Origin of the sequence: Sphingobium bisphenolivorans, from assembly GCF_000412635.1 — a bacterium.
GTDB lineage: Bacteria > Pseudomonadota > Alphaproteobacteria > Sphingomonadales > Sphingomonadaceae > Sphingobium > Sphingobium bisphenolivorans.
In genome coordinates, this window is record NZ_ASTG01000017.1 from 25,844 (window position 1) to 48,386 (window position 22,543).

Sequence of the window (22,543 nt, forward strand, 5' to 3'; positions counted from 1 at the left end):
CGGCCGGCGCCTCACCTTTCCCGGCCCGCCTCCACCAAAGCGCCCTGCAAGGGGCTCAGCAAATAGCTCGCGATGCTGCGCCGGCCGGTCCGAATGTCGGCCATCACCTCCATGCCGGGTGCGAGGCGGATAAGGCCGCCTTCACGCGCACGCCAGTTACGATCGAGCGCTATGCGGGCGGTATAGACGAGGCCCAATTTCTCATCCTCTACCGCATCGCTGCTCACGCTCTGAATGATGCCGGGGGCCGCGCCGTAGCGGGTGAAGGGAAAAGCCGCCACTTTCAGTGCAACATCCTGTCCCACCCGTACGAAGCCGACATCCCTGTTCGGGATTTTCGCTTCTGCCACCAGTTGGCCCCTGGCAGGCACGACCAGCATCAGCGGCTTGCCCGGCGCGACCACACCGCCGATCGTATGGACGGACAGCTGCGTGACGGTGCCATCAACGGGGCTGGTCAACTGCTGCAAGGCAGACCTGCGGCTCGCCTTCACCAATTCTTCGCGCCTGATCCGCGCTTCCGCCTCCGCCTGGGTCAGGTTGCGCAGCACCCTTGCCCGTGCCTCACCCGCAGACTGCTCCATGCCACCGCGCGCGGACGCCATCTGCGCCTCGGCCCTGCGCGCTTCTTCGCGGGCGATCTCGCGGTCCTTGATCATGGCGAGCCGCTGGCGGTTCATCTCGATTACGCGCAGCTTGGAGACATAGCCCTTGGCGAGCAGCTTCTCATTGGCCTCGATCTGCTGGTTGATCAGCGGCAGCGTTTCGGTGATCTTCGCGGCCTGCAGCACTGCCTCCGCGTGCGCCGAAGCGGCGGCCCGCCGGTCGGCATCGCGCATGGAGGAGCCGCCGCTGATGCTCTCCAGCTCTGCCCGCGCGAGAGCGGTCTGCACCGCCACGATGCCCGGCGGCGTCCCCGGCGGAACGGCAAGCGCAAGCCCCTTGCCATCGAGCGCCGACAGGATCGCGCGGGCGCGCGCCGCATCCAGTTCCGCCGTCTCCAGCGCCTTGCGCACCTGGGTGGCCTCGGCGGAGGAGAGGGTCGGGTCCAGTTCGACCAGCAGCTGCCCCTTCTTCACGGCCTGGCTTTCGTGCACGAGGATAGAGCGCAGCGTGCCGCTGTCCGCCGCCTCGATCACCTTGACCGCTTCTGCGGGCGCCAATCGGCCTGGCGCCGAGACGACGATATCCAGCCTCCCCAGCACCATCCAGGCAATCGCAATCAAAAGCGCCGCCATCAGCAGAAGCGCGGTATAGCGGGCCGTCGGGGACACCGGACGCTCGATGATTTCGAGCGCGGCGGGCAGGAACTCGGCTTCATCGACCTGCGTTATCGCGGCGCCGCGCGCCCTTTCCTCGGCGATCATCTTTCGGAAGGCGGCCCAATGCTGTGCCAGCGTGGTCACGCGGCCTCTCCCGCCCTGTTCTGGAGCCGGTAGAGCGCCGCATATCGGCCGTTCTTCGCGATTAATTCGTCATGCGTGCCTTGTTCGACGATCCGCCCCTTTTCCATGGCGACGATCATCTGGCAGTCGCGGATCGCCGAGAGGCGGTGCGCGATGATGAGGACGGTCCGCCCCTGCGAAATGGCGCTGAGATTGGCCTGGATGATGGCCTCGCTCTCGGCATCCAGGGCGGAGGTCGCCTCATCGAACACAAGGATTTTGGGGCGGGTCACCAGCGCGCGGGCGATGGCGATCCGCTGCCGCTGGCCACCGGACAGGTTGACCCCGCGCTCCTCGATCATCGTATCATAGCCGTGCGGTAGCGACGTGATGAACTCGTGCGCACCGGCGAGCTTCGCGGCTGCGACGACCTGCGCCAGCGGCATGGCGGGACTTGCGAGCGCGATATTCTCCCGCAGGCTGCGGTTGAAGAGCAGATTCTCCTGAAGCACGACGCCAACCTGCCGCCGCAGCCAAGCCGGATCGACATGCGCGATGTCGACATCATCGATGAGGACGCGCCCGGCCGCCGGCACATACATGCGCTGCAACAGCTTCGCGAGGGTCGACTTGCCCGACCCGGACGAACCGACAATCCCCACCGATCCTCCCGCGGGTACGGCCAGATCGATATTCTCCAGCGTCCAGGGTCCTTCATCCGAATAGCGGAATCGCACGCCCTCAAACCGCACCTCGCCCTTGATCGAAGGCAGCGTCTGGCGAGAGGTGGAGGATGGTTCGAGCGGCGCGTTCAACACTTCGCCCATGCGCGCGACGGACAGCCGCACCTGCTGAAAATCCTGCCACAGCTGCACCATGCGGATGACCGGAGCCGATACGCGCTGGGCGAACATGTTGAATGCGACCAGGCCGCCGACCGTCATCTTGCCGCCGATCACTTCCTTTGCCCCGAAATAGAGGATGGCGGCCAGGCTGAGCTTGGAGATCAGCTGCACCATCTGGCTGCCGCTATTTCCAAGGTTGATCGCGCGCTGGCTGGCGGCGCTGTATGCGGCGAGCTGCAATTCCCAGCGATGCTGCCATTGCGGCTCCACCGCGCCGGCCTTGATCGTCTGCATGCCCGCCACGCTCTCGATCAGCAGCGCGTTGTTGGCCGCACTCCGCTCGAACTTTTCGCTCAGCCTCTGCCGCAGCGGTCCGGTGACGAGCATCGACACGGCGACATAGGCCGGAAGGGTCAACATGACGATCACGGTCAACAACGGCGAATAGAGCGCCATCGCCACCAGGAACACCAGGGCGAAGGGCGGATCGATCAGCACCGAAAGCGAGGCGTTGGTCACAAACTCCCGGATCGATTCGAGCTGCCTCACGCGCGTCACCGTGTCCCCCACGCGCCGCCCTTCAAAATAGGCGAGCGGCAGGTGCATGAGGTGGCGGTAGAGCCGCGCGCCCAGTTCCACGTCGATCTTCTGGCTGGTCTCGGAATAGATGCGCGTGCGCAGCCAGCCGAACGCCACTTCCCAGCAGGAGACGAGGACGAAGCCGAGCACCAGCACCTGCAAGGTCGCCATGGTGTTGTAGACCAGCACCTTGTCGATCACATTCTGGAAGAAAAGCGGCGCGGCAAGGCCGAGCAGGTTGAGGCAGAGGGTGATCAGCAGCACCTCGCCGATCAGCTGGCGGTAGCGAACGATCTGCGGAATGAACCAGCGTATGTCGAAGCGGCCTTTGATGCCGCCAATTCCTTCGCGTGTAGTGACGAGGATGAGGTCGCCTGACCAGATCGCGTCGAGATCCTCATGGCTCAGCTTTTCCACGCCGCGGCCGGGGCGGTGCACCAGCACGCCATCGTCCGTCACCCGCCCGATGATGAACCATTCGTCACCGCCACGCCCGAGGGCGGGCAAAGGCACCCGGCTCAGCCGATCGACCCCGATCGTGATCGCGCGCGCCCGCACCCCTTCCTGCCGCTTCGCCAGCCGCAGCATGTCGCGAACGCCGACCGGATCGGAATGACCCAGTTCATGCCGTAGCAGCGCCGGGTCTGCGGCGACCCGGTGCATGCCCAGCAGCTTGGCAAGCGCGACCGGCCCACTTTGCGCGGGCGAGACGCTGCGCTCCCGCTGCCGATCCTCGCTCTGCATGACCGTCGTTCGCCCTTTTTACGCTTGCCGCTGGCGACGATTTCATATCATGCGCCGCTCGGATCAGCAGGGCAATTTCGGGCGAGCAGGTCGCTTTGGGATGACGGACGAGGGCGAGCGTAGCCATGCGACGACGATCGGGCGGGCGCCGCCAAACCCTGCGGCCATCGAAATTCATGAAAAGGTGGCGGAGACGGAGGGATTCGAACCCTCGGTACCGTATTCACAGTACGACGGTTTAGCAAACCGTTGGTTTCAGCCACTCACCCACGTCTCCAAACATGGCCTGAACACCCGCTTGGGGCGGGACAGCGGCTAGGCGAGAAGCGCTATAGCGGCGGCTTTTGCACAAGGCAACGGTCCTTCGCGATGAAAAATCGCGTGATTTGGAATTACTGGATTCGGACTGGCGCGGAATCGACTCGGGTGGCCGTTCGTTCATTGCCGTTTCAGCTTGTTGGCCGATAATCTGGACGGTGAGTTGGACGCGGGCCTTCGGGGAGTAATGGGCATGATCGGGATTTTGGGGCGGGTTGCAGGCCGCATCGGGCGGGCCGGCGCGCTGGCCGCCGCAGTGGCCGGCGTGACGCTGGCGCCAATCTCGGCAGAAGCGCAGGTGCGGACAGTCGATCCCAACAGCGCGATCGATGCCGATTTGGCCCCACCACCGCCGCAAAGCAGCGCACCCACCGATCCGGGCGTTGATACCAGCGCTCCTCCTCCCGCCAGCGCTCCGGCCGACAGCGGCGCGCCCTACACACCGCCTGCTGCAGGTTCGGCCACCACGGCGACGGGCGCGCCGGTGACGGCCAACTCGCCACCTGCCAGCCTGTCGCCGGGCGATTCCTATCAGCAGGACGACCTCATCGGCGCGGCCGAGGGCGTTTTCGGCAAGGGCGCGGAGGGCCTTGCCGGGATCATCGAGAAGATCCTGAAGGATCAGGGCCGCCCTAACGCTTATATCGCCGGGCGCGAGGCGTCGGGCGCTTTCGTGGTCGGGCTGCGCTATGGCTCGGGCACGCTCAACCACAAGGTGGAGGGCAAGAGGGAAGTCTATTGGACCGGCCCGTCGATCGGCTTCGACGTCGGCGGCAATGCGGCGAACACCTTCGTGCTCGTCTATAATCTCTATGACACGCAGGACCTCTATCACCGCTTCCCGGCGGCGGAGGGCACCGCCTATCTGGTGGGCGGCTTTACCGCCAGCTATCTGCGCTGGGGCAGCGTGGTGCTGATCCCGATCCGGCTGGGCGTCGGCTATCGGCTGGGGATCAATGCGGGCTATATGAAATTCACCGAGAAGCGGAACTGGCTGCCCTTCTGAGCCAGGTCAGAGGGAGAGGCTGAGCTGTTCGCCGGCCTCACCCTGCCGCTCCTCCTCATCCAGATTATGGACGCCGAGGCCTAGCAGCCGCGCCCCCATGCGCAGCGGCAATTGGGCGCGCAGCAGCGTGCGACCGGTATCGGCAAGGATATCGGGCGAGCGGACCGGGGCGGCAAAGCTTTTCGATCGCGTAATGATCCGGAAATCGGCGAATTTTACCTTCAGCACCACCGTCCGGCCATAGGCGCCGCTCTTCTCGATCCGTCCCCACAGACTGTCGGCGATCCGGTCGATCTCGGCAATGAGCGCCCCTTCCGCGCTGAGATCGTCGAGAAACGTATCCTCGACGCTGACCGACTTTCGCCCCTGCCGCTCATGGACGGGCCGGTCATCCTCTCCCCGCGCGGCGCGGTAATAGAAGTGCGCGGAACTGCCGAAATGATGCTGCAGAAAAGGCAGGTCGCGCGCGCGCAGGTCGGCCCCGGTTTCGATCCCCAACGCCTGCATGCGGCGGGCGGTGACAGGCCCCACTCCATGGATGCGGCGCACCGGCATGGCGGCGATGAAGGCGGCGCCCTCCTCCGGCCGCACCACGCAAATGCCGTCGGGCTTGTTCTGGTCGGACGCGAGCTTGGCGATCAGCTTGTTGTAGGACACGCCTGCCGAGGCGGTGAGCCCGGTTTCCTGCTGGATCAGCCGGCGGATTTCCTCGGCCACGCGGGTCGCGGAGCCGATGCCCCACTTGTTCACCGTGACGTCGAGATAGGCTTCATCAAGCGAGAGCGGCTGGATGATGTCGGTGAAGCGGGCGAAAATCTCCCGCACATGGGCGGAGACGGCGCGGTAGACCTCGAAACGCGGGCGGACGAACAGCAGGTCGGGGCAGAGCCGCCGCGCCCTCGCGCCGGGCATGGCGGAGCGGACGCCGAACTTGCGCGCTTCATAGCTGGCCGTCGCGACGACCCCGCGCGGCCCGCCGCCGCCCACCGCGATCGGCTTACCCCGCAGGCTCGGCTCGTCGCGCTGTTCCACCGACGCATAAAAGGCATCCATGTCGATATGGATGATCTTGCGCGGCGGGAAGTCCATGGCGGAAACCTATGCCACAAGGCGGAACGAACGGGCAACGCCGGTTATAGTTCAGCCCGGCAGCAGACGCAGATTATCGAGCAGCCATTCCAGATGCGCCCGGCTGATCCGGCTCCACACATTATAGGTGCAGCGCTGCCCGCCGACGCGCAGATAGGCGAGGGAGTGAAGCCCTGTACCCGCCGCATTCCGGGCGGGATAGGGGTCTGCGCCCTCCTGCCCATAGCCGGCGAAGGACGGCGCGGGCAGGCGAGCAAGTTCGCGGAAATAGGGCCATTGCCGCTTCAGCCTTGCGCGGTGGGTCCGCGCATCGGCTTTGTCGGACGGGAGCAGGCCGGTCCCGGCGAAGCCATAGGCGCTGCGCCGGCCCGGCAGGTCGAATGCCACGGCCCAGCCGCCACTGAAGGTCGCGGCGCGCGGCGTTCCTTCCGGCGTGCCGCCGCGGGCAAGCGCCAGGGGAGCGCACGATTTGCGGTTCTCCGCCTTGGCCCATTCCGCGCGGGCGCGACGCTCAGCCACCAGCAGCGATCGGTCCGCCGCAGCCAAGGGCACGGCCTGTGACAATAAGGTCGCGCCGAACAACAGGCACGACCAGCGGATCATTTCTTGTCCTTGAGCGAGAGCAATGCTGCAAAGGGACTCGCCTGCTCCTCTGTCAGCACGCCAGCCTCGCGCAGGACCTTGTCCGCGTCCGGCGCGCGGGGATAAGGTTCCATCGAAAGTGCGAGTGTTTCGGCAACCGCTTCGCCGATGTCCAGCAGCTGCCCGTCATAGAGGATCGTATCGCAATCCTCTGCATCCAGCTCCAACTCATCGCCTTCAACGGCCTCCTCCTCCGCCGCCACGAAGTGCAGCACGAAGTCGGTGTCGATCCGCTCGGGCACCGCGGCGCCCGTGGCGACGCAAGGCTGGGCAAGGTCGGCGCGCACCCGCCCGCGCGCATAGATGGCGCCATTCTCCTCGCTCAGCGCATAGTCCGCCTCCAGCCTGTCGAGTGCCGACAGGTTGAAACGGCGGGCCAGCGCTTCGCACTCGGCCGGTTCGGCGGTGATGGTCACAGGCTTGGCATGGCGGGCGAGTTGATCGACCCGAACGGGCCGCGAAAATTCGGGTGCAGGGGTGTCGCTCATCCGAGATCTCCAGCGATCAGGGCATCGCGGCTGAGACATCCCAGCCGCACCCAACGGGCGCGCAGACCCGATTCCACATGGGCCAGCGCCTCGGCGGAGGGCGAATCGCCGCGATAGAGATTGCGGCTGAGGGTTTCGCGCAGGTCCGCTTCGCCCGACAAGGCCCCGCGGTAAGCCGACAGCCGGCCGCCCAAGGCGCTCATCATCCGGCCGACATGCTTCCCCACGACGACGTCGCCTATCCCCTCCTGCCGCAGCTGGCCGTCCATATCGTCGACGAACAGCTCGGTCAGCCACACGCTTTCCTGCGTCGCGCCGAGTGCCTCCAGCCGCATCAGCACCTGCGACAGGATGGCGACGATCATGTCGAAGCGGCCGTCGATCGTGTCCGGCACGCGCCCTTCCACATACCAGTGCGGCTGCCGCCCCTCCGCGACGAGGGCATGATAGAGTGGGCGCATCGCGTCCTTGGGATCGCTGGATGCGAACAGACGCTTGAAGATGCTGGGCATGACGAGACTGTTTCCTGGCTGAACCGGTCGGCGGCCCTCTTGCCGAGCCACGCGCATTTCCATATTGATCGGCGAGCCGCGCGATGCAATGGCGGCGCTTATGTTTCTAAAGGCCCGGGGCCTGCCCCCGCAGGAGAAGTTCATGCGTCAGTTCAGCCGTCATTCCCGCAGCGGGCGCATCTTGCTTGCGGTCGGGCTGAGCGCGGCGCTGCTGGGCGCTTCGGGCTGCACGCGCATCCGCACGCACCAGGGCTATCAGGTGGACAAGCTGCTGGTCGATTCCATCCAGCCGGGCATCGACAATCGCGCCTCGGTGGAAGGGACGCTCGGCCGCCCCAGCTTCACGGCGCAGTTTGGCGACCAGGACTGGTATTATGTCTCGCGCGACATGCGGGCGCTGGCCTTTTCCAATCCCAAACCCGTCTCGCAAACCGTGCTGCACGTCCGTTTCGATCCGGCGGGCAATGTCGTCGCGGTAGACCGCATGGGGCTGGAGCAGGTCGCGAAAATCTCCCCGTCGGGTGACAAGACGCCCACGCTCGGCCGTCATCGCAGCCTGTTCGATGAGATTTTCGGCAATATCGGGGCGGTTGGCGCAGGCGGCATGGGCGGCGGTGGCAGCGGCAGCAACACCGGCGGCGGACCTAACGGAAGCTGACGCGCGGCCTGTTCGTGCAGCTTCCACGCTAGAACCTATTAGTAACGATGTTTTCAGTCCATCGGCTGATCGGCATACCTCAGATGGCGACGGTGGACGAAATTCGTGGGGCACCCGCGATCCGGGTCCCGCATGACGTGAGCCGCATCGCACTGCAATATCAACTTAAATAGTTGAGAATAAAAGACTCGGCCACTCATCCGGGGCCTTCGTTCGCGCCGGGTATCGCATATCTAAAGAGGTAGTTCCGCCTGCGGATGATCTACGCCGGCTGAAATATGAAGTGCAAACAAATCGTTAAGTGTTCTTACGCCTAACCCAGAATTTCTGGCTTTGTTCAGGACTCCTCTGCCTCAAATATGCTACTCATAAGTTATTGAAAGAATAAGAAAGGGTCGCACTGCAGGCATCTTCAAACTGGCCTTCCATGTTTCGTCCGTGGCCTGCTGACGAACAGGGAGGAAACATGAGGGGACTACCCAATGGCTTACCCAGTGAATGTGCGTCTGCTGTGCGGAAATGCGATCGTTCGGGAGGGGCTCAGTCGAATTCTGATGGAACGGGATTTCCGCGTAGCTCAATATCCCAATATGGCCGCCGCGCTGCAACGGACCGAAGTCCTTGAAGAAGATACCGGTCCTTCGCTGCTCCTGATCGATCATGCGACCGAAGAGCTGGACAGCGAATCCATCTCCGCCCTGCAAAGGCGCTTTCCTTCCTCCTACCTGGTGCTTCTGTCGGACCGGTTCGATTTCCAGATCATGCTGAAGGCGTTCCGGCTCGGCGCGCTGGGCTATATCGTCAAGGAAATCGCCTGTGACCGCCTGATCGCCACGCTGCGTCTGGTCGCCATGGGCGAACGGGTGCTGCCGCCCCAACTGGCCGATGAACTGCAATCACGGCCGAGCCTTAGCGAGCCGCTGGAGATCGAGCGCCCGGTAGACGCGACCTGCCTGTCCGATCGCGAGATGGAGATATTGCGCTGGCTGATCATGGGCTGCCCGAACAAGGTGATCTCCAAGCGGATGAACATCAGCGAGGCGACCGTGAAGGTCCATGTCAAGGCGGTGCTGCGCAAGCTGCGCGTCAAGAACCGGACCCAAGCGGCGATCTGGGCAGCCAATCACGGCATGCGCGGCGGCGTGGTCGAAGCGGCGCCGGAAGTACCCGCCGACGTGACCATTCCCCATCCGGCCCAACTGCCGGCGCTCGAGAGAGCCGCTTCCTACAGCCACGTCTGATCCTGACAAAGGGCGGCCGCGCGGTCGCCCCGTCACTCTCACGGGTCCACCCTCCACAGGGTGGACCCGCGCGGCGCAGCCTTCATTCTGAAAGCCGCGCGTCAGGCGAAAACGAAATCCGCGCCCGAGAAGTTTTTCGCGGTCAGAGTGGCTGTCGGATCAGCCACGTCGATGCTGAACTTGACGCCGGCCGACGTCACCACGTCCAGGAAGATATTGCCGTTCGCACCGTCTCTTGCGAACACGGTGCCGGCTGCTCCCCCTGCCGCATATTTGCTGACGCCCAGCTTTTCGAGGACGATCCGGTCAGTGCCGTCCTCAAAATCCTCGATCCGGTCGCCGCCGTCGAACGCGCCGGCTCCCCTGAAACCGAACCAGTCGGCGCCCGCGCCGCCCCAGAGCCTGTCGGGCCCGAGGTCGCCCATCAGCTTGTCGAACCCGTCATCACCATGCAGTTCATCCGCGCCGTCGCCGCCATAGAGCGTGTCGTCGCCTGCGCCGCCGTAGAGAATGTCGGCGCCCGCTTCAGCGCTCAGCCAGTCCGCATCCTTGCCGCCGTCGAGAAAATCATCGCCCGCGCCTGACGCGAGCGAATCCTTGCCATCGCCGCCGTAAAGCCGGTCAATGCCATTTTCGGAGTCGAGAATGTCGTTGCCGGCGTCTCCGTAAAGGATGTTATTGCCGTCGCCGCCATCGACCCGGTCATCGCCGATGCCGCCAAAGACCTTGTCGTCGCCCGACTGGCCCTTCAGCTTGTCACTGCCTTCCTCGCCGTAGATCGTGTCGTTCCCGGCGCCGCCATTGACGCCCTGGGTCGTCAGCTTGCCCGTCGCCGGGTCGATCTCGTTCTGGAAGCCGTCGTCGCCGGCGCCTGCATAGATCAGATCGTCTCCGGGCCCGGCGTCGATATAGTCCCGGCCGGCTCCTGCGACGATCGTGTCATTGCCGGTATCGCCAAGAATATGATCATGGCCGACGCTGCCTTCGATCCAGTCATTGCCGTCGCCGCCGACCATGATGTTGTTGCCCGCACCGCCATAGAGGCGGTCGTTGCCATAGCCGCCGTCGAGCGAGTCGTTGCCATCCTCGCCATAGATGACGTCGTCGGCCAGGCCGCCCTTCAGGATATCGACTCCCGCGCCGCCGTGCATGGTGTCGTTGCCATCGCCGCCCTCGGCATAGTCATCGCCCGCGTCCGCCCAGATTTCATCCGCGCTGGCGCCGCCATAGAGTTTATCGGCAAATGTCGTCCCTTTAAGGACGTCGATGCCGGCCGTACCGTTGATAAGTGCCATTGGTCGTTCCCCCGCCAAACCCCGCTCCCGCTGAGAGGGGCACCCTCGATTGGGGGGAGTTTTATGAACGCCATATTTACCGGATCGTCGCTGCGCGGCCGGCCGTTCTGCCGTGCTGGCAAGGTGTTTCCGGGCTATGGGACTCGCTTCTGGGAGGTCAAGACAGCGATCAGTCCAGTGCTTCCAGCCAGGACTGGAACATCAATATCGTCCATAATTGATGCTGCCAGTTTCGCGTGCCGCTCTGATGCTCGCGCCACTTCTGCTGGATCGCCTGCGGGTCGAAATAGCCCTCTTGCCGGATCCGGACGGGATCGAGAAGTTCAGCCGCCCATGCCTTGAGCGGACCGCGCAGCCACTGGTCGAGCGGTACGGAAAATCCCCTCTTCGGCCGGTCGATCAACGCCGCGGGGACATAGCGATACAGCAGCTGGCGCAGAATATATTTGCCCACGCCGTCGCGGACCTTGAACGGGTGCGGCAGGCTCCAGGCGAATTCGAACACGCTATGGTCGAGCAAGGGAACACGGGTTTCCAGGCTGCTCGCCATGGCGGCGCGATCGACCTTCACCAATATGTCGTCGGCCATATAATGGCAGGCATCGTCCAGCATCATATGCTCAAAGAGACTGGTTCCGGGCACCTGCCGGGGCGGGCCGAAGCGTGCCGGCTCGGCCCGTTCTTCAAGCAGGTCGGGAGGGGACCACAAGCTGGTCAGCTGCCGGCAAAGGTCCACCCCATCCTCCGCCAGAATGACGTCGGCTCCCTTGTAGAGCCGATCACCCGGATGGGACCAGCGCCGATGGGCAGGCATCAGCGGCTGCGCGAATGCGTAGAGCCGGTCCCACTGCTGTTCGGGCACGGACCGAATCAGCTGCCCCCCCATGCGCCGCACGGTGCGGGGAATGCGAGATAGATTTTTCCACAAGCCTGCCACCATGAAATAGCGGGCATAGCCGCCAAACAGCTCGTCGCCGCCATCGCCGGAAAGGGCGACGGTCACCTGCCGGCGGGCGAGGCGAGCGACCAGAGAGGTGGGGATTTGCGAAGGATCGGCGAAGGGTTCGTCATAGATAAGCGGCAGTTCCGGGATGACCGCCATCGCTTCATCGGGCGACACGAACAATTCGGTGTGGTCGGTTCCCAGATGCCTGGCGACGGCCGCGGCATGTTCGGCTTCATTATAGTCCGCTTCGTGAAAGCCGATCGAAAAAGTCCGGACGGGCTGCGCCGACTGGGCCTGCATGAGGGACACGACGACCGAGGAATCGACGCCGCCTGACAGGAAAGCGCCGAGCGGCACGTCGGCCACCATCTGGCGGCCGATCGCGCGTGTCAGCAGCCCGTCGAGCGCGTCGGTCGCCTCCGCTTCGGTGCCTGCGAAAGCCTCGCGGCGCTGGCGGGCGACCACATCGGCGGCCAGCCAATAGGGCTGTGGATCGGGGCATGATCCCGTTTCCAGGTGGCGGCTGCTGAGCTTCAGCCAGTGGCCGGGCAGCAGCTTGCCGATGCCCTGATAGATGCTGAATGGGGCGGGAACCGCATTATGGCGCAGGTAGAGCGCGAGGGCCTGCCGATCCACGACCGCGTTGAAGCCGGGATAAGCACGCAACGCCTTCAGTTCCGACGCGAACAGAAACGCGCCCTTCTGCCAGCCATAATAAAGAGGCTTTTCGCCGAACCTGTCGCGCGCGAGCCAAAGGCACCGTTCGGACCGGTCCCACAGCGCAAAGGCGAACATGCCGGTCGCGCGGCGCAGGCTTTCTTCCACACCCCATCGTTCGACAGCGGCCAGCAGCGTTTCCGTATCCGAATGACCCCGCCATGCCGGCACGGCGCCCTCGCTTTCCAGGTCGCGCCTGACGTCCCCATGATTATAGATTTCGCCATTATAGACGATGACCCACCGCCCGCTCGCCGACGCCATCGGCTGCCGTCCCGCCGCCGAGAGATCGACGATCGACAGCCGATTGTGCGCCAGCGCGATGCCCGCTTCGTCATCGCACCACAGGTCGGCGTCATCGGGTCCGCGATGCTGCAAGGCCCTGCTCATGCGCGGCAAGGCGCTTTGCAGAAGCGGGAAATCCTTGCGACTCCAGCCGCCGGTCAGCCCGCACATGGCGGTCTGTCCTCGGCCCTGCACCCGCCCGGAACCAAGTCATTCAGGCTTTTCCATGTCGTCATGCCCTCAGCCTAGACCCCCGCAGGCCCGACTCCAGAGCCATTGAGGATGATATCCGATCGAGTTTGCACGGCCCGCCAATGGCTTAGCCCGCCCTGCCGTTCGCCCGCGTACCACTAACCCCAATGGGCCGGCATCCTAGCCAAGCGCTCACTTCACGGCACCGTCCCGCCTGATAGCTTGACGGAAGGCGTCCATCACAAGGTGAGCCATGAAAATTCTTCATGTGATAACGGCTCTGAATGTCGGGGGCGCCGAGGCGATGCTGGCCCGGCTGCTGGAGCATGAGCGGTCGTGCAGCAGCAGCCATCGCTCGAGCGTCGCTTCGCTGATGCCGCCGGGGCAGGCCGGCATGCGCATCCGGGAGAGCGGCGTCGCGCTTTACGATTGCGGGGTGGAAAGAGCGTCCTCCGCCTTGGCCGGGCTGGCGCGGCTGCGCCGGATCATTGATGAGGTCCGGCCCGATATGATCATGGGCTGGATGTATCATGCCCATGTCGCGACCGCGCTGGCGGGGATGCTGCACAGGGTTCCTAACCCGACGATCTGGAACGTGCGGCACAGCATCGATGATCTGCGCCAGGAAAAGCCGTCCCTTCGAATGGTGATCCAGCTTGGGGCGCTGCTGTCCCGGTCCGCCCGGACGATCATCTACAATTCCCACGCCGCCGCCGAACAGCACGGCCGGCTCGGCTTTCGCGCGAAGCGGGCGGTGGTCATTCCCAACGGCTTCGATTGTGACCGCCTGCGGCCGCGCACGGGCGCCCGTGATGAGATTGCCGCTCGGCTCGGCATCGATTCCAGGGCGCTCATCATCGGCATGGCGGCGCGCAACCATCCGATGAAGGACGCCGCCACCCTCGCCATCGCGGTCCGGCGGGCCAGAGATGCGGGTGTCGATGCCCATCTGCTGCTGACCGGCGAAGGCATGGACAAGCCGACCGGTCGATTGGCGCGGCTAGTCGGCGAATTGCCTGCCGACCGGGTGACGCTGCGCGGCCATGACGCCTCGCTTGCCGAGCTGCTGCCAGGTCTTGACCTTCTCGCCCTTCCCTCCGCCTGGGGAGAGGGATTTCCCAACATATTAGGCGAAGCGATGGCCTGCGGCGTGCCGTGCATCGCAACGGATGTCGGCGACAGCCGCTGGGTCGTCGCGGATACCGGCCTGATCGTGCCGCCCCGCGATCCGGAACAGATGGCGGGCGCGATCCTCAGCATGGCGCAACTCGGCGCGATCGGGCGCAGGCGGCTGGGCGAAGCGGCAAGAGAGCGGGTGAAGCAGCGCTTCTCGATCGGCCAGATCGCGGCGCTTTACCGGGAGCTTTACGAAGAAGCCGTCAGCGGCACGGCGCCCGCGCCCGGCACGCAGGCCGAACTCTACAAGCCACAGGTGATGTGAATGGTTCGAATGGTTGCTTCCCCCGCGATGCCGCCGGCCGCGATCGTCCCCCGAAGCGCGCTTCAGGCAGCGGCCCCGCCGCGCATCTGCTTTCCCTTCGGCGGCGGCGCGGTGGGTGGAAGCCATATCTCGGCGGTGAAGCTCATCCAGCGCCTCGACCGCAGCCAGGTGCATCCGCTGATCGTGCTGCATCATGGATCGGGCGAGCTCGGCCGCTTCCTGAAAGGGGAAGGACTGGATTATCTGACACTCAACGATGCGCTCTTCTTCGGCACCAGCGCGGGTCTCACCAAGCCGCGCGGAGCCGGGGCGGTCTGGCGGACCTGCGCCGATCAATGGCGGCTTGCGCACTTTCTCAAGAGCCATGACGTCCGCATAGTCCACACCAATGAGGGCGCGATGCATGTGTCCTGGGCGCTCCCGGCCCGGCTCGCCGGTGCGAAGCAGGTCTGGCATCATCGCGGCAGTTCGGACGCGCGCGGCGTGCGCTTCCTTGCGCCGGTGGTGGCAAGCCACATCATTGGAGTATCGGAATTCGCGCTGTCGGCAGTGCGCCCCATCCCAGGGGCTGCGCGCAAGACAGCGGTTGTCTATAGCCCCTTCGACGTCGATGCAGAGCCGATCGACCGGCAAGAGGCGCATGCGGCGTTGACTACCGAACTCGGTGTTGATCCCGAAACCCGGCTGATCGGCTTCTTCGGCAATCTGGTCGAACGCAAGCGCCCGCAGCTGTTCATCGACATGATAGCGCAGATGGCCGGAATGCGCCCCGATCTCCCCTTCATGGGGCTGCTGTTCGGAGCGGCGCTACAATCCGGTGTGAAGGAGATGCTGGAGGACCATGCGCGCTCTGTCGGCGTCGCCGATCGGGTCCGCCTGATGGGCTTCCGCTATGGATCGGCACGGCTCATGGCCGGGTGCGATGTCCACGCCGTGCCCTCGATCGATGAACCCTTCGGGCGTTCGCTGATCGAAGCGATGTTGCTGGGCACACCGGTCATCGCGGCCGAATCCGGAGGCAATAGGGAGGCCATCGAGCAGGGGGTCACCGGGCTGCTCACCGCGCCAGACAATCCCACAGCCATGGCCGCCGCGATCGTCGACCTGCTGGAATCGCCGCACCGCCACAAGGCGATCGCCGCCAGGGCGCGGGAGACGGCCAGGCATCGCTACAGCACCGAAAGGCATATCGCCGAGGTGAGCGCGATCTATCAGTCGCTTCTGGGTCACGCTGCACAAGGGGCCACCGGCCATGGTCAACATTAGCCCGATGGCGATCCTTGGCACCGCCATCGCGCTTTTGCTCGCCACGCCATTCATGGCACCGTCCGATTGGCTGGCGTCGGGGAGCGAAGGGGTTAGCCCCAAAGGCCGCAACCGGGACCCCGCGCTGCCGGATGTTCCGGGCGTCGATGCCTTTCCCGGCGCGGAGGGCTTTGGCCGACGGGCGCGGGGCGGGCGCGGGGGCAAGATCATCGCGGTGACCACGCTGGCGGATCAAGGGCCGGGCTCTCTCCGTGCCTGCATCGATGCCAAAGGTCCCCGAACCTGCATCTTCCGTGTCAGCGGCGTCATCCGCTTCACCACCCAGCGGCCGGTGATCCACAACCCCTATATCACCATCGCGGGGCAGACGGCGCCGGGCGGCGGCATCCTCATCACGCATGCTGGCGGTTCGCAAGCCTATACGCCGATCGTCGTCAGCAACACGCATGACGTGATCATCCGCGACATTCGCGTGCGCACGGAATTGAATGCCGACCCGGAACATCGGGGCAGCAATGGCTCCTTTCTGTTCAAGAACAGCCGCGACGTCATTTTCGACCATGTCAGCGGGGCCTGGGCGCTGGATCAGGTGATGACCGGCTATGGCGACAACGACAATATCACCGTGTCCAACTCCATATTCAGCGAGGGCATTCCCCGGCACGACAAATGCGCGCTGCTCGGGTCCGATCCGAAGGGGCCTCAGAAGCTCAGCTTCATTCGCAATATCTGCGCGCATAATGGCGATCGGAACCCGGACGTGAACTTTCCGCCGGGGTCGTGCGTCGAGATCGTGAACAACGTCCTTTATAACGGCTCGTCCCAGTTCACCGAAATCCATGAGAATTTCGGCGGAACCCCGGTCAACGTCGTCGGCAATTATTATCGCAGGGGACCCAACAGCCGCACCACCATTCCTGCCGTCGATCGCGTGGTCATAGCGAGCAAGGGCAAGTCCCGGATCTTCGTGGCGGACAATCAGCTGGACCATGTGCGCGTGATGACGACCGCGGCAGCCGAAGAGGCGATGGTGCCGGGACCCGTATGCCCGCTCAGCACGCGCGCCATTCCCGCTGAACAGGCCTATGTCCAGGCGCTGCAACAGGCCGGCGCCTTCCCACGCGATTCGCTCGACCTGCGCATCGTGTCGGAGGTGCGGAACCGCACCGGATCGATCGTCCGTGGGCCGCTGCTGAACGGACCACGGCCGCTACCGGTCATTGCGCCCGGCGAGCCCTATGTCGACCTGGATGAGGACGGCATGGCCGATAGCTGGGAAAGGGCCAATGGCATGGACCCCGGGCGCAATGACGCGTGGGAGGATGCCGATCGTGATAAATGGCTGAACCTGGACGAATTTCTGGACTTCGCCCACCGTCAGGCGCTGGCAGGCCGACCGATCAGCTGACCGACCGGCCCGGCATCAATATTGCAGGCGCACCTCAGCCCCCAGGATGCTGCGATCGAAATCGTCGAGCGGCTCGCTGCTCTCGCGGTTGGCGAGGCGCCCGGTCAGCGCGAAAGCGATGTTGCGGCTGAGCAGATATTCAAGTTCAACCAGGCCCGCGATCGTCCGCTCTTTCTGCCCAGCGCCGATGAAGACACTTCGGCGATAGATGACCGCCCCTTGCCAGCGAAGATTATGGTAGATTTCATTCTGCAGCCCCAGCTGGAAGCGCGTATCGGTGCGCCCTTGCGCGCCCGCCCGCACTGTAGCGACATCACCGCGGAAGCCGTCCAGCGTCACGACCACACGCGGCGTCGGCGTATAGGTGAGGCCAGCCGACACAGAGAGGCCGGATCGAGAACGCAGCCGGCGGTCGTCGGGATTGAACCGGAACACGCCGACCGCCGCTTCACCCTGGATCAGCCCGCCCGGCTGGAACGCGACACCGCCCCGCGCGCCATAGGTCTTGGAGTCGCGATTAAGGGCGGATGGGTCATCACCCAACCGGAAATCCCTCGCCGTCAGAAACAGTTCGCCAAAAGCGCTAACGATGCCGCTGACCCGGTAGCCGACCCGCCCGACACCGCCATATTGCCAATAGTCGCGGTCCGCATCGCTTGCGCGCAGCGCATTGTTGCGCAGCGCCGATCCCTTGAGGCCGAGATTGATCTTGGCTCCCTGGTGACTATAGCCAAGTTCGCTGCGGAACTGGTCATATTTGCGGGGCGATATGCCGACCGTGGTCAGACCTTCCGGCTCACCGCGTTCTTCGACCACCCGCATCCAGCCGAGATTGGCCGAAAGGCTGTCCGCGTTCGAAAACTGATAGCTGCCTTTCAGATTGACCGTGCCAGCCTCCGAATTTTCGGTCTTCCTGTCGAAGTAGCGGCGCACCACCGCCCGAGCCTGCAGCCCGAGATCAACCTTGTCGTCCTTCATTCCCAGATTGATCCAGGGTGAGAAGACCGCGCGAACATCGTGGATCTCGTCGGACGGCAGGGCGTAGATATTCGAATCATATTCCAGCCTGACATCGCCGCCGAAGGCGGCAGCGACCCTGCCCAGCTGGATCGACCTGGCATCATATTCGCCAGGCGCCTCGATCAGCGGAGTCGCGCGATCGAGCTGCTGCGCGAAAGCCGGCACGGCGGCGGCCAGCGCCGCGCAGGAACCGATCGACAGGAGGAAGCGGGGCATCAGAACCATTTTTCGACTACCTTGATTGTATCGCCCGGCTGGATGGGAGTATTTTCGGAGGCCTTGGAGGTCGTGGCCTGACCGTTCACCTGGCGGATGATCGCGACCGTGCCGCGGTTCGCGCGGAAGGTGAAGCCGCCGGCCACCGACACAGCCGTCACCACCGTCATGCCGGGGCGATAGGGATATTCACCCGGACTGCGCACCTCACCCAGAATATAGATGGGCCGCAGCTTGACGGGTTGCACGCTGACGGCGGGCGCCACCATCAGCTTTCGTTCGACCAGCTGGCTCGCGATCCGCTGTTCCAGCTGGGGAACGGTCGATCCGCTGACCGCAATGCTGCCCAACAGGGGAAGCGACAACTGGCCCTGATCGTTCACGGTGAAGGCCGTGTTGCTCTCCAGTTCGGTAAGGCCGGGAATGATGATGCGCAGTTCATCGCCGGGCGCGAGCCGATACTGGTTGGCGTCGGCCGTCGAAACCGGCGGCAGCCCGGAGACGGAGCCGGTACATGCGGCGAGGAGGCTGATCATCAGGGACAGGCCGATGAGGCGAAGAAACCGCATAATCATCTCCCCTTTCATTTTCCGCTCGACGGCGGTTTCCCAAGTTTCAGAACAGCCGCGAAATAAAGTCAATGCGAAGTTTGTGCCTCGCGTGCCGGATCATCGCGCACGAACTCGATCAAGCGAGGCGATCAATCTGTCCGCCGTTCGCTCCATCGCCTCCGCCGACAGAAGATGATCGACGGCCAGCATCAGACTGCGCTCACCCACATGCGCCGCGACAGGCAGCGGATTGCGGTTGGGATGAGCGCTGTTCCTCACGGCCAGTTCCCGCGACATGTCGGGGCAGGAGCCGCTCCCCGCCAGGATCCCGTGACGCAGCAGATCGGCGATGATGGTCGAACGGTCCATCCCCGGCGCGAAACCGTCGATGTCGAGCATTGCATAGAATTTGTAGCAGGCATGCTCGACCTGCGGCGGCGGGACAGGTACATGCACCAGCGGATGGCCGCTCAGTCGGCGCGTGAGCACCGCTGCGTTGCGCCGCCTGATGCCGAGCCAATCCGGCAGCTTGCGCAACTGGACGCGTCCGATCGCCGCCTGCATCTCCGTCAGGCGCCAGTTCGTCCCGTAGCTCTCGTGAACATAGCGGAAGTCGTTGCCCGTCGCGGGGGCAGAGAGCAGCGCGACATTCTTCCCATGATCCTTATAGGCCCAGGCTCGCGCCCATTGGTATGAATCCTTCAGCAGCAGCATCCCCCCTTCCCCGCCGGTCGACATGATCTTGTCGGTGCAAAAGGAAAAGGCAGCGGCATCGCCGAACGATCCGACCTTTTTGCCCCGGATGGCCGCGCCATGAGCCTGCGCGCAGTCCTCCACCAGCGCCAGCCCGTACTTGTCGGCAAGGGCTCCCAGCGCATCCATGTCGCACGGCCAACCGGCAAGATGGACGCACAATATGGCGCGCGTCCGTTCGTTGACGAGGGCGCTCGCCGCCGACGGGTCGATGGTGTGGCTTTCGGCGTCGATGTCGGCGAAGACCGGCACGGCGCCCACGGCCGCAACCGCCGATGCGCTTGCAAAGAAGCTGCGCGCCGGGACAATGACCTCATCCCCCGCGCCTATGCCGAGCGCGCGGAAAGCAAGCTCCAGCGCCAGCGTTCCATTGGCGACCGAAATCGCGTGCGGCATACCGCAATAGGCGGCAAACTCGCTTTCGAAGGCGCGGCATTCGTGACCATGCACCAGCGAGTTCACACGGCCGGACTGAAGCACTCGCATGACCGCTTCGACCTCGTCAGGCTCATATTGCGGCCAGCGTCGCTCAGGCTCCGCAGCATGCTGGCTGGCGGCCCCCGCGTCGGCGGCATGTGCGTGAAGAAGCGGTTTCATCTGACCCCCGATCCATCCGGGCGGCTCATTCGTTCGCCGCCTTGCCGATCACATCGATTTCGCGCGTCATCTCGCGTAGCGTCTTGACCCAGGTCGATTGGGCCGGCGCGCGGAGCAATTCCTTCATCAGGTCGCGCACGCCATCCTCGTCACAAGCGGCGATCAGATGGGACAGCTCCGAAAAGGCGGCAACCAGCTTCTCCAGCGGCACGGGACAGGGCATAGCCTCTATCACGCCCGGAATCGTGGACCGGGTCTGCTCCTCGGTCGCGTCGAACAATTCCTCGTACAGCTTTTCGCCCGGGCGAAGGCCGACAAACTCGATCGGGACGTCGATGTCCGGACGAAGGCCCGCGAGCCGGATCATCCGCCGGGCGATATCCACGATCTTGATCGGCTCACCCATGTCGAGCACGAAGATGGTGCCGCGGTCGATCATCGCTTCCATGGCGCGCGCGCTGCTCTGGAGGATCAGCTGGACCGCCTCCCCGACAGTCATGAAATAGCGTTCGATATCCGGATGCGTGACCGTTAGCGGCTTGCCGGCCGCCATCTGCTGTTGCAGCAGCGGCACGAGTGAACCGCTCGACCCCAGCACATTGCCGAAGCGCACCGTCATGAAACGGGGGCTGTCGGGATCGCATTGCCCGATCAGGTCGAGCGCCTGGCAGTAAAGTTCGCCCAGCCGCTTGGTCGCACCCATGATGCCGACCGGGTTGACCGCCTTGTCCGTGGACACCTGGATCATGGCGAGCGCGCCATGAGCGCAGACCGCGTCCGCGACGTTGCGGGTGCCCAGCACATTGGTATGCGCCCCGGCACAAGGATTGCCCTCCACCAGCGGCACATGCTTGAGCGCGGCGGCGTGAAAGACGATCTCCGGCTGATGCCGGCTGAACACATCGTCCAGCGCCGACCGCTCACGAATCGAGCAGAGTTCCGGGCGGCAGATGACGTCGGGGAACAGATCCCGGGCCTGCATCTCGATCGTGTAGAGATTGAACTCGCTATGATCGAGCAGGACGATTTCCGCCGGTTTGAACGACGCGATCTGCCGCACCAGTTCACCGCCGATCGTCCCGCCTGCGCCGGTCACCAATATCCGGCGCGAGCGGATGAGGCGATCGACGCTGTTGCGGTCGAGCGATACTTCCGGTCGGCCGAGCAGGTCCGCCAGTTCGAAATGCTTGATCTGGATGCGCGGCTCACCTTCCTCATTCTTGTGAAGGTCATCGGCCCGCGCGACGGTCAGGTCGCACTTGTCGGCCAGCGTCACCAGATGGGAAAAGGCGCGGCGCGGCATGGCGGGATTGCCGCGGATGACCAGGCTTTCCGGCTTCCTGCCCCGCACGGTGAGCGCCTCGACGATCTCCGGCAGCTTTTCGGGAGAGCCCAGCACCGGCACGCCAGCGACCTGCAGCCGGGTTTCGCGGCCATCGAAGGTCAGCGCCCCCACGACATCGAACCGGTTCGCAGGATCGGCGCGAAGCAGCTCCAGCAGGGATCGTATCCATTCCAGTTCACCCAGGAGCAGGATGTCGTGCCTGTCGCCTGTCAGCATGAGCCGGCTTCTGGCCATTTCCCTCAGCCCTCTTCGCAGCGTTCGAGCGCTGATCATCGCGACCAGCAGCAAGGCTGAATGGAGAAGGGCAAAACCCAGCGCATCGAACGGCGCTCCGCGAATTTTCGAGGAGATGATGAGGCAGGCCGACCAGCCGGCCGCCATGCCGACACCCACAGCGGTGGAAATCGCGATGCAGTCGCCGAAAGACAGGAAGCGCCAGCTGCGCCAATAAAGGCCGGTCAGGCTGATCGTGAACAGGGCCGTCAGGCAAAAAAGCGCGATCAGGCTCGGCCGGCCGTGGAAGGCTGCGGAAATGGGGCCAGGAATAGCCAGCACGACCAGCAGCATGGTCGAGAGGATGAGCGCCCCGTCGATCATCATCAGCGCGACGAAGCGCGTCCTGCCGGGAAAGCCCGTGGGCCGCGTGAGCAATTCATGGAGCAGAACGGCCCACAGTGGTGCGCCATCGGCGATCTTCTTCCGCGACTCGGCCATCTCATCGAAATTCGAATCAGGCATTGCGGGCGAAGCGCTCCAAACCATGACGTCCCCTTGCGCGCTTGAAAATTGAAGGCTGGACTGCTTGCCGTCGCGCGGAAATAGCCAAGTTCGGCCGTATCTGCGGAGGTGCAGCCACCGATTTACTTGGCCGAATGGTAGCGGTTCACCGGGGGGTCGCAATGAACCAGACAGCTATAATCCCTTGTGGCGAACTGTTGGCACACGATAGCTGAATGAGATCAGGATAAGTCTGTAACGCTCTTCATCTCATCTAGCCGACAAAC

At 64.4% G+C, this 22,543-nt stretch carries 18 protein-coding genes and 1 tRNA gene; 6 read left to right on the forward strand and 13 right to left on the reverse strand.

Annotated features, from left to right (window positions below; genetic code table 11):
- Positions 1 to 11 precede the first annotated feature (11 nt).
- The 3 genes from L858_RS0112940 to L858_RS0112950 form a co-directional block, all read right to left on the reverse strand.
- Positions 12 to 1,406, reverse strand: a complete 1,395-nt coding sequence (locus L858_RS0112940; protein WP_022683574.1) for an HlyD family type I secretion periplasmic adaptor subunit — start codon at positions 1,404 to 1,406, stop codon at positions 12 to 14.
- Entirely contained in the window at positions 1,403 to 3,553 is a 2,151-nt protein-coding gene (locus L858_RS20105) for a type I secretion system permease/ATPase (protein ID WP_022683575.1), read from the reverse strand. The genes L858_RS0112940 and L858_RS20105 overlap by 4 nt, the downstream gene beginning before the upstream one ends.
- A gap of 185 nt (positions 3,554 to 3,738) precedes the next feature.
- Positions 3,739 to 3,830: transfer RNA gene (locus L858_RS0112950), tRNA-Ser, on the reverse strand.
- Positions 3,831 to 4,064: 234 nt separating this feature from the next.
- Between L858_RS0112950 and L858_RS0112955 the strand changes: the two genes are divergently transcribed.
- On the forward strand, positions 4,065 to 4,877 hold the full coding sequence (locus tag L858_RS0112955; protein ID WP_022683576.1) for a DUF1134 domain-containing protein: 813 nt from the start codon (positions 4,065 to 4,067) through the stop codon (positions 4,875 to 4,877).
- Positions 4,878 to 4,883: 6 nt separating this feature from the next.
- On the opposite strand, the gene dinB is transcribed toward L858_RS0112955, so the two are convergent.
- From dinB to L858_RS0112975, 4 genes are read right to left on the reverse strand one after another with little or no spacing between them, the layout of a single operon-like run.
- Positions 4,884 to 5,966: a DNA polymerase IV gene (gene dinB / locus L858_RS0112960; protein WP_022683577.1), complete on the reverse strand. Its 1,083-nt coding sequence runs from the start codon at positions 5,964 to 5,966 to the stop codon at positions 4,884 to 4,886.
- Between the two features lie 51 nt (positions 5,967 to 6,017).
- Positions 6,018 to 6,569, reverse strand: a complete 552-nt coding sequence (locus tag L858_RS0112965; RefSeq protein WP_022683578.1) for a hypothetical protein — start codon at positions 6,567 to 6,569, stop codon at positions 6,018 to 6,020.
- The gene (locus L858_RS0112970; RefSeq protein ID WP_022683579.1) at positions 6,566 to 7,096 is read right to left on the reverse strand and encodes a DUF177 domain-containing protein; all 531 of its coding nucleotides are present in this window, start codon (positions 7,094 to 7,096) and stop codon (positions 6,566 to 6,568) included. The genes L858_RS0112965 and L858_RS0112970 overlap by 4 nt, the downstream gene beginning before the upstream one ends.
- Positions 7,093 to 7,608 (reverse strand): ubiquinol-cytochrome C chaperone family protein, encoded by a 516-nt coding sequence (locus tag L858_RS0112975; RefSeq protein ID WP_022683580.1) that lies wholly within the window; start codon positions 7,606 to 7,608, stop codon positions 7,093 to 7,095. The genes L858_RS0112970 and L858_RS0112975 overlap by 4 nt, the downstream gene beginning before the upstream one ends.
- Positions 7,609 to 7,750: 142 nt before the next feature.
- Between L858_RS0112975 and L858_RS0112980 the strand changes: the two genes are divergently transcribed.
- Both L858_RS0112980 and L858_RS0112985 read left to right on the forward strand, forming a co-directional pair.
- On the forward strand, positions 7,751 to 8,266 hold the full coding sequence (locus tag L858_RS0112980) for an outer membrane protein assembly factor BamE (RefSeq protein ID WP_238564970.1): 516 nt from the start codon (positions 7,751 to 7,753) through the stop codon (positions 8,264 to 8,266).
- A 482-nt stretch (positions 8,267 to 8,748) separates the two neighbouring features.
- Positions 8,749 to 9,507: a LuxR C-terminal-related transcriptional regulator gene (locus L858_RS0112985; protein WP_022683582.1), complete on the forward strand. Its 759-nt coding sequence runs from the start codon at positions 8,749 to 8,751 to the stop codon at positions 9,505 to 9,507.
- 101 nt (positions 9,508 to 9,608) lie between these two features.
- Here L858_RS0112985 and L858_RS0112990 read toward each other — a convergent pair whose 3' ends face one another.
- Both L858_RS0112990 and asnB read right to left on the reverse strand, forming a co-directional pair.
- Positions 9,609 to 10,802: a calcium-binding protein gene (locus tag L858_RS0112990; RefSeq protein ID WP_022683583.1), complete on the reverse strand. Its 1,194-nt coding sequence runs from the start codon at positions 10,800 to 10,802 to the stop codon at positions 9,609 to 9,611.
- A gap of 169 nt (positions 10,803 to 10,971) precedes the next feature.
- The gene (asnB, locus tag L858_RS0112995; protein WP_022683584.1) at positions 10,972 to 12,921 is read right to left on the reverse strand and encodes an asparagine synthase (glutamine-hydrolyzing); all 1,950 of its coding nucleotides are present in this window, start codon (positions 12,919 to 12,921) and stop codon (positions 10,972 to 10,974) included.
- Between the two features lie 274 nt (positions 12,922 to 13,195).
- Between asnB and L858_RS20110 the strand changes: the two genes are divergently transcribed.
- The 3 genes from L858_RS20110 to L858_RS0113010 are packed head-to-tail and all read left to right on the forward strand — an operon-like array spanning position 13,196 to position 17,057.
- Positions 13,196 to 14,383 carry a glycosyltransferase gene (locus L858_RS20110; protein ID WP_022683585.1) on the forward strand — a complete coding sequence of 396 codons (1,188 nt, stop codon included), beginning with the start codon at positions 13,196 to 13,198 and terminating at the stop codon, positions 14,381 to 14,383.
- Positions 14,384 to 14,392: 9 nt separating this feature from the next.
- Entirely contained in the window at positions 14,393 to 15,649 is a 1,257-nt protein-coding gene (locus L858_RS20115) for a glycosyltransferase family 4 protein (protein ID WP_022683586.1), read from the forward strand.
- Complete coding sequence (locus tag L858_RS0113010; protein ID WP_152639823.1) at positions 15,636 to 17,057, forward strand: pectate lyase family protein; 1,422 nt, start codon at positions 15,636 to 15,638, stop codon at positions 17,055 to 17,057. The genes L858_RS20115 and L858_RS0113010 overlap by 14 nt, the downstream gene beginning before the upstream one ends.
- 15 nt (positions 17,058 to 17,072) lie before the next feature.
- Here the strand turns inward: L858_RS0113010 and L858_RS0113015 are convergent, their stop codons facing one another.
- The 4 genes from L858_RS0113015 to L858_RS20125 all read right to left on the reverse strand — a co-directional run bounded on the left by L858_RS0113015 (position 17,073) and on the right by L858_RS20125 (position 22,277).
- The gene (locus tag L858_RS0113015) at positions 17,073 to 18,302 is read right to left on the reverse strand and encodes an outer membrane beta-barrel protein (RefSeq protein WP_022683588.1); all 1,230 of its coding nucleotides are present in this window, start codon (positions 18,300 to 18,302) and stop codon (positions 17,073 to 17,075) included.
- Positions 18,293 to 18,862, reverse strand: a complete 570-nt coding sequence (locus tag L858_RS0113020) for a polysaccharide biosynthesis/export family protein (protein ID WP_028056099.1) — start codon at positions 18,860 to 18,862, stop codon at positions 18,293 to 18,295. Before L858_RS0113020 ends, L858_RS0113015 begins: the two co-directional genes overlap by 10 nt.
- A gap of 99 nt (positions 18,863 to 18,961) precedes the next feature.
- Entirely contained in the window at positions 18,962 to 20,194 is a 1,233-nt protein-coding gene (locus L858_RS20120) for a DegT/DnrJ/EryC1/StrS family aminotransferase (protein WP_022683590.1), read from the reverse strand.
- A gap of 25 nt (positions 20,195 to 20,219) precedes the next feature.
- Positions 20,220 to 22,277, reverse strand: a complete 2,058-nt coding sequence (locus L858_RS20125; protein WP_022683591.1) for a polysaccharide biosynthesis protein — start codon at positions 22,275 to 22,277, stop codon at positions 20,220 to 20,222.
- Positions 22,278 to 22,543: the final 266 nt, after the last annotated feature.

Excerpts from the sequence above, each read along its gene's own strand:
- L858_RS0112985 (WP_022683582.1), top strand. The coding sequence starts at position 8,749 with ATGGCTTACCCAGTGAATGTGCGTCTGCTGTGCGGAAATGCGATCGTT.
- L858_RS0112975 (WP_022683580.1), bottom strand. The coding sequence starts at position 7,608 with ATGCCCAGCATCTTCAAGCGTCTGTTCGCATCCAGCGATCCCAAGGAC.
- L858_RS20105 (WP_022683575.1), bottom strand. The coding sequence starts at position 3,553 with ATGCAGAGCGAGGATCGGCAGCGGGAGCGCAGCGTCTCGCCCGCGCAA.
- L858_RS0112965 (WP_022683578.1), bottom strand. The coding sequence starts at position 6,569 with ATGATCCGCTGGTCGTGCCTGTTGTTCGGCGCGACCTTATTGTCACAG.
- L858_RS20115 (WP_022683586.1), top strand. The coding sequence starts at position 14,393 with ATGGTTGCTTCCCCCGCGATGCCGCCGGCCGCGATCGTCCCCCGAAGC.
- L858_RS0112980 (WP_238564970.1), top strand. The coding sequence starts at position 7,751 with ATGCGTCAGTTCAGCCGTCATTCCCGCAGCGGGCGCATCTTGCTTGCG.
- asnB (WP_022683584.1), bottom strand. The coding sequence starts at position 12,921 with ATGTGCGGGCTGACCGGCGGCTGGAGTCGCAAGGATTTCCCGCTTCTG.
- dinB (WP_022683577.1), bottom strand. The coding sequence starts at position 5,966 with ATGGACTTCCCGCCGCGCAAGATCATCCATATCGACATGGATGCCTTT.
- L858_RS20120 (WP_022683590.1), bottom strand. The coding sequence starts at position 20,194 with ATGAAACCGCTTCTTCACGCACATGCCGCCGACGCGGGGGCCGCCAGC.
- L858_RS20125 (WP_022683591.1), bottom strand. The coding sequence starts at position 22,277 with ATGCCTGATTCGAATTTCGATGAGATGGCCGAGTCGCGGAAGAAGATC.
- L858_RS20110 (WP_022683585.1), top strand. The coding sequence starts at position 13,196 with ATGAAAATTCTTCATGTGATAACGGCTCTGAATGTCGGGGGCGCCGAG.
- L858_RS0113020 (WP_028056099.1), bottom strand. The coding sequence starts at position 18,862 with ATGCGGTTTCTTCGCCTCATCGGCCTGTCCCTGATGATCAGCCTCCTC.
- L858_RS0113015 (WP_022683588.1), bottom strand. The coding sequence starts at position 18,302 with ATGGTTCTGATGCCCCGCTTCCTCCTGTCGATCGGTTCCTGCGCGGCG.
- L858_RS0113010 (WP_152639823.1), top strand. The coding sequence starts at position 15,636 with ATGGTCAACATTAGCCCGATGGCGATCCTTGGCACCGCCATCGCGCTT.
- L858_RS0112955 (WP_022683576.1), top strand. The coding sequence starts at position 4,065 with ATGATCGGGATTTTGGGGCGGGTTGCAGGCCGCATCGGGCGGGCCGGC.
- L858_RS0112990 (WP_022683583.1), bottom strand. The coding sequence starts at position 10,802 with ATGGCACTTATCAACGGTACGGCCGGCATCGACGTCCTTAAAGGGACG.
- L858_RS0112970 (WP_022683579.1), bottom strand. The coding sequence starts at position 7,096 with ATGAGCGACACCCCTGCACCCGAATTTTCGCGGCCCGTTCGGGTCGAT.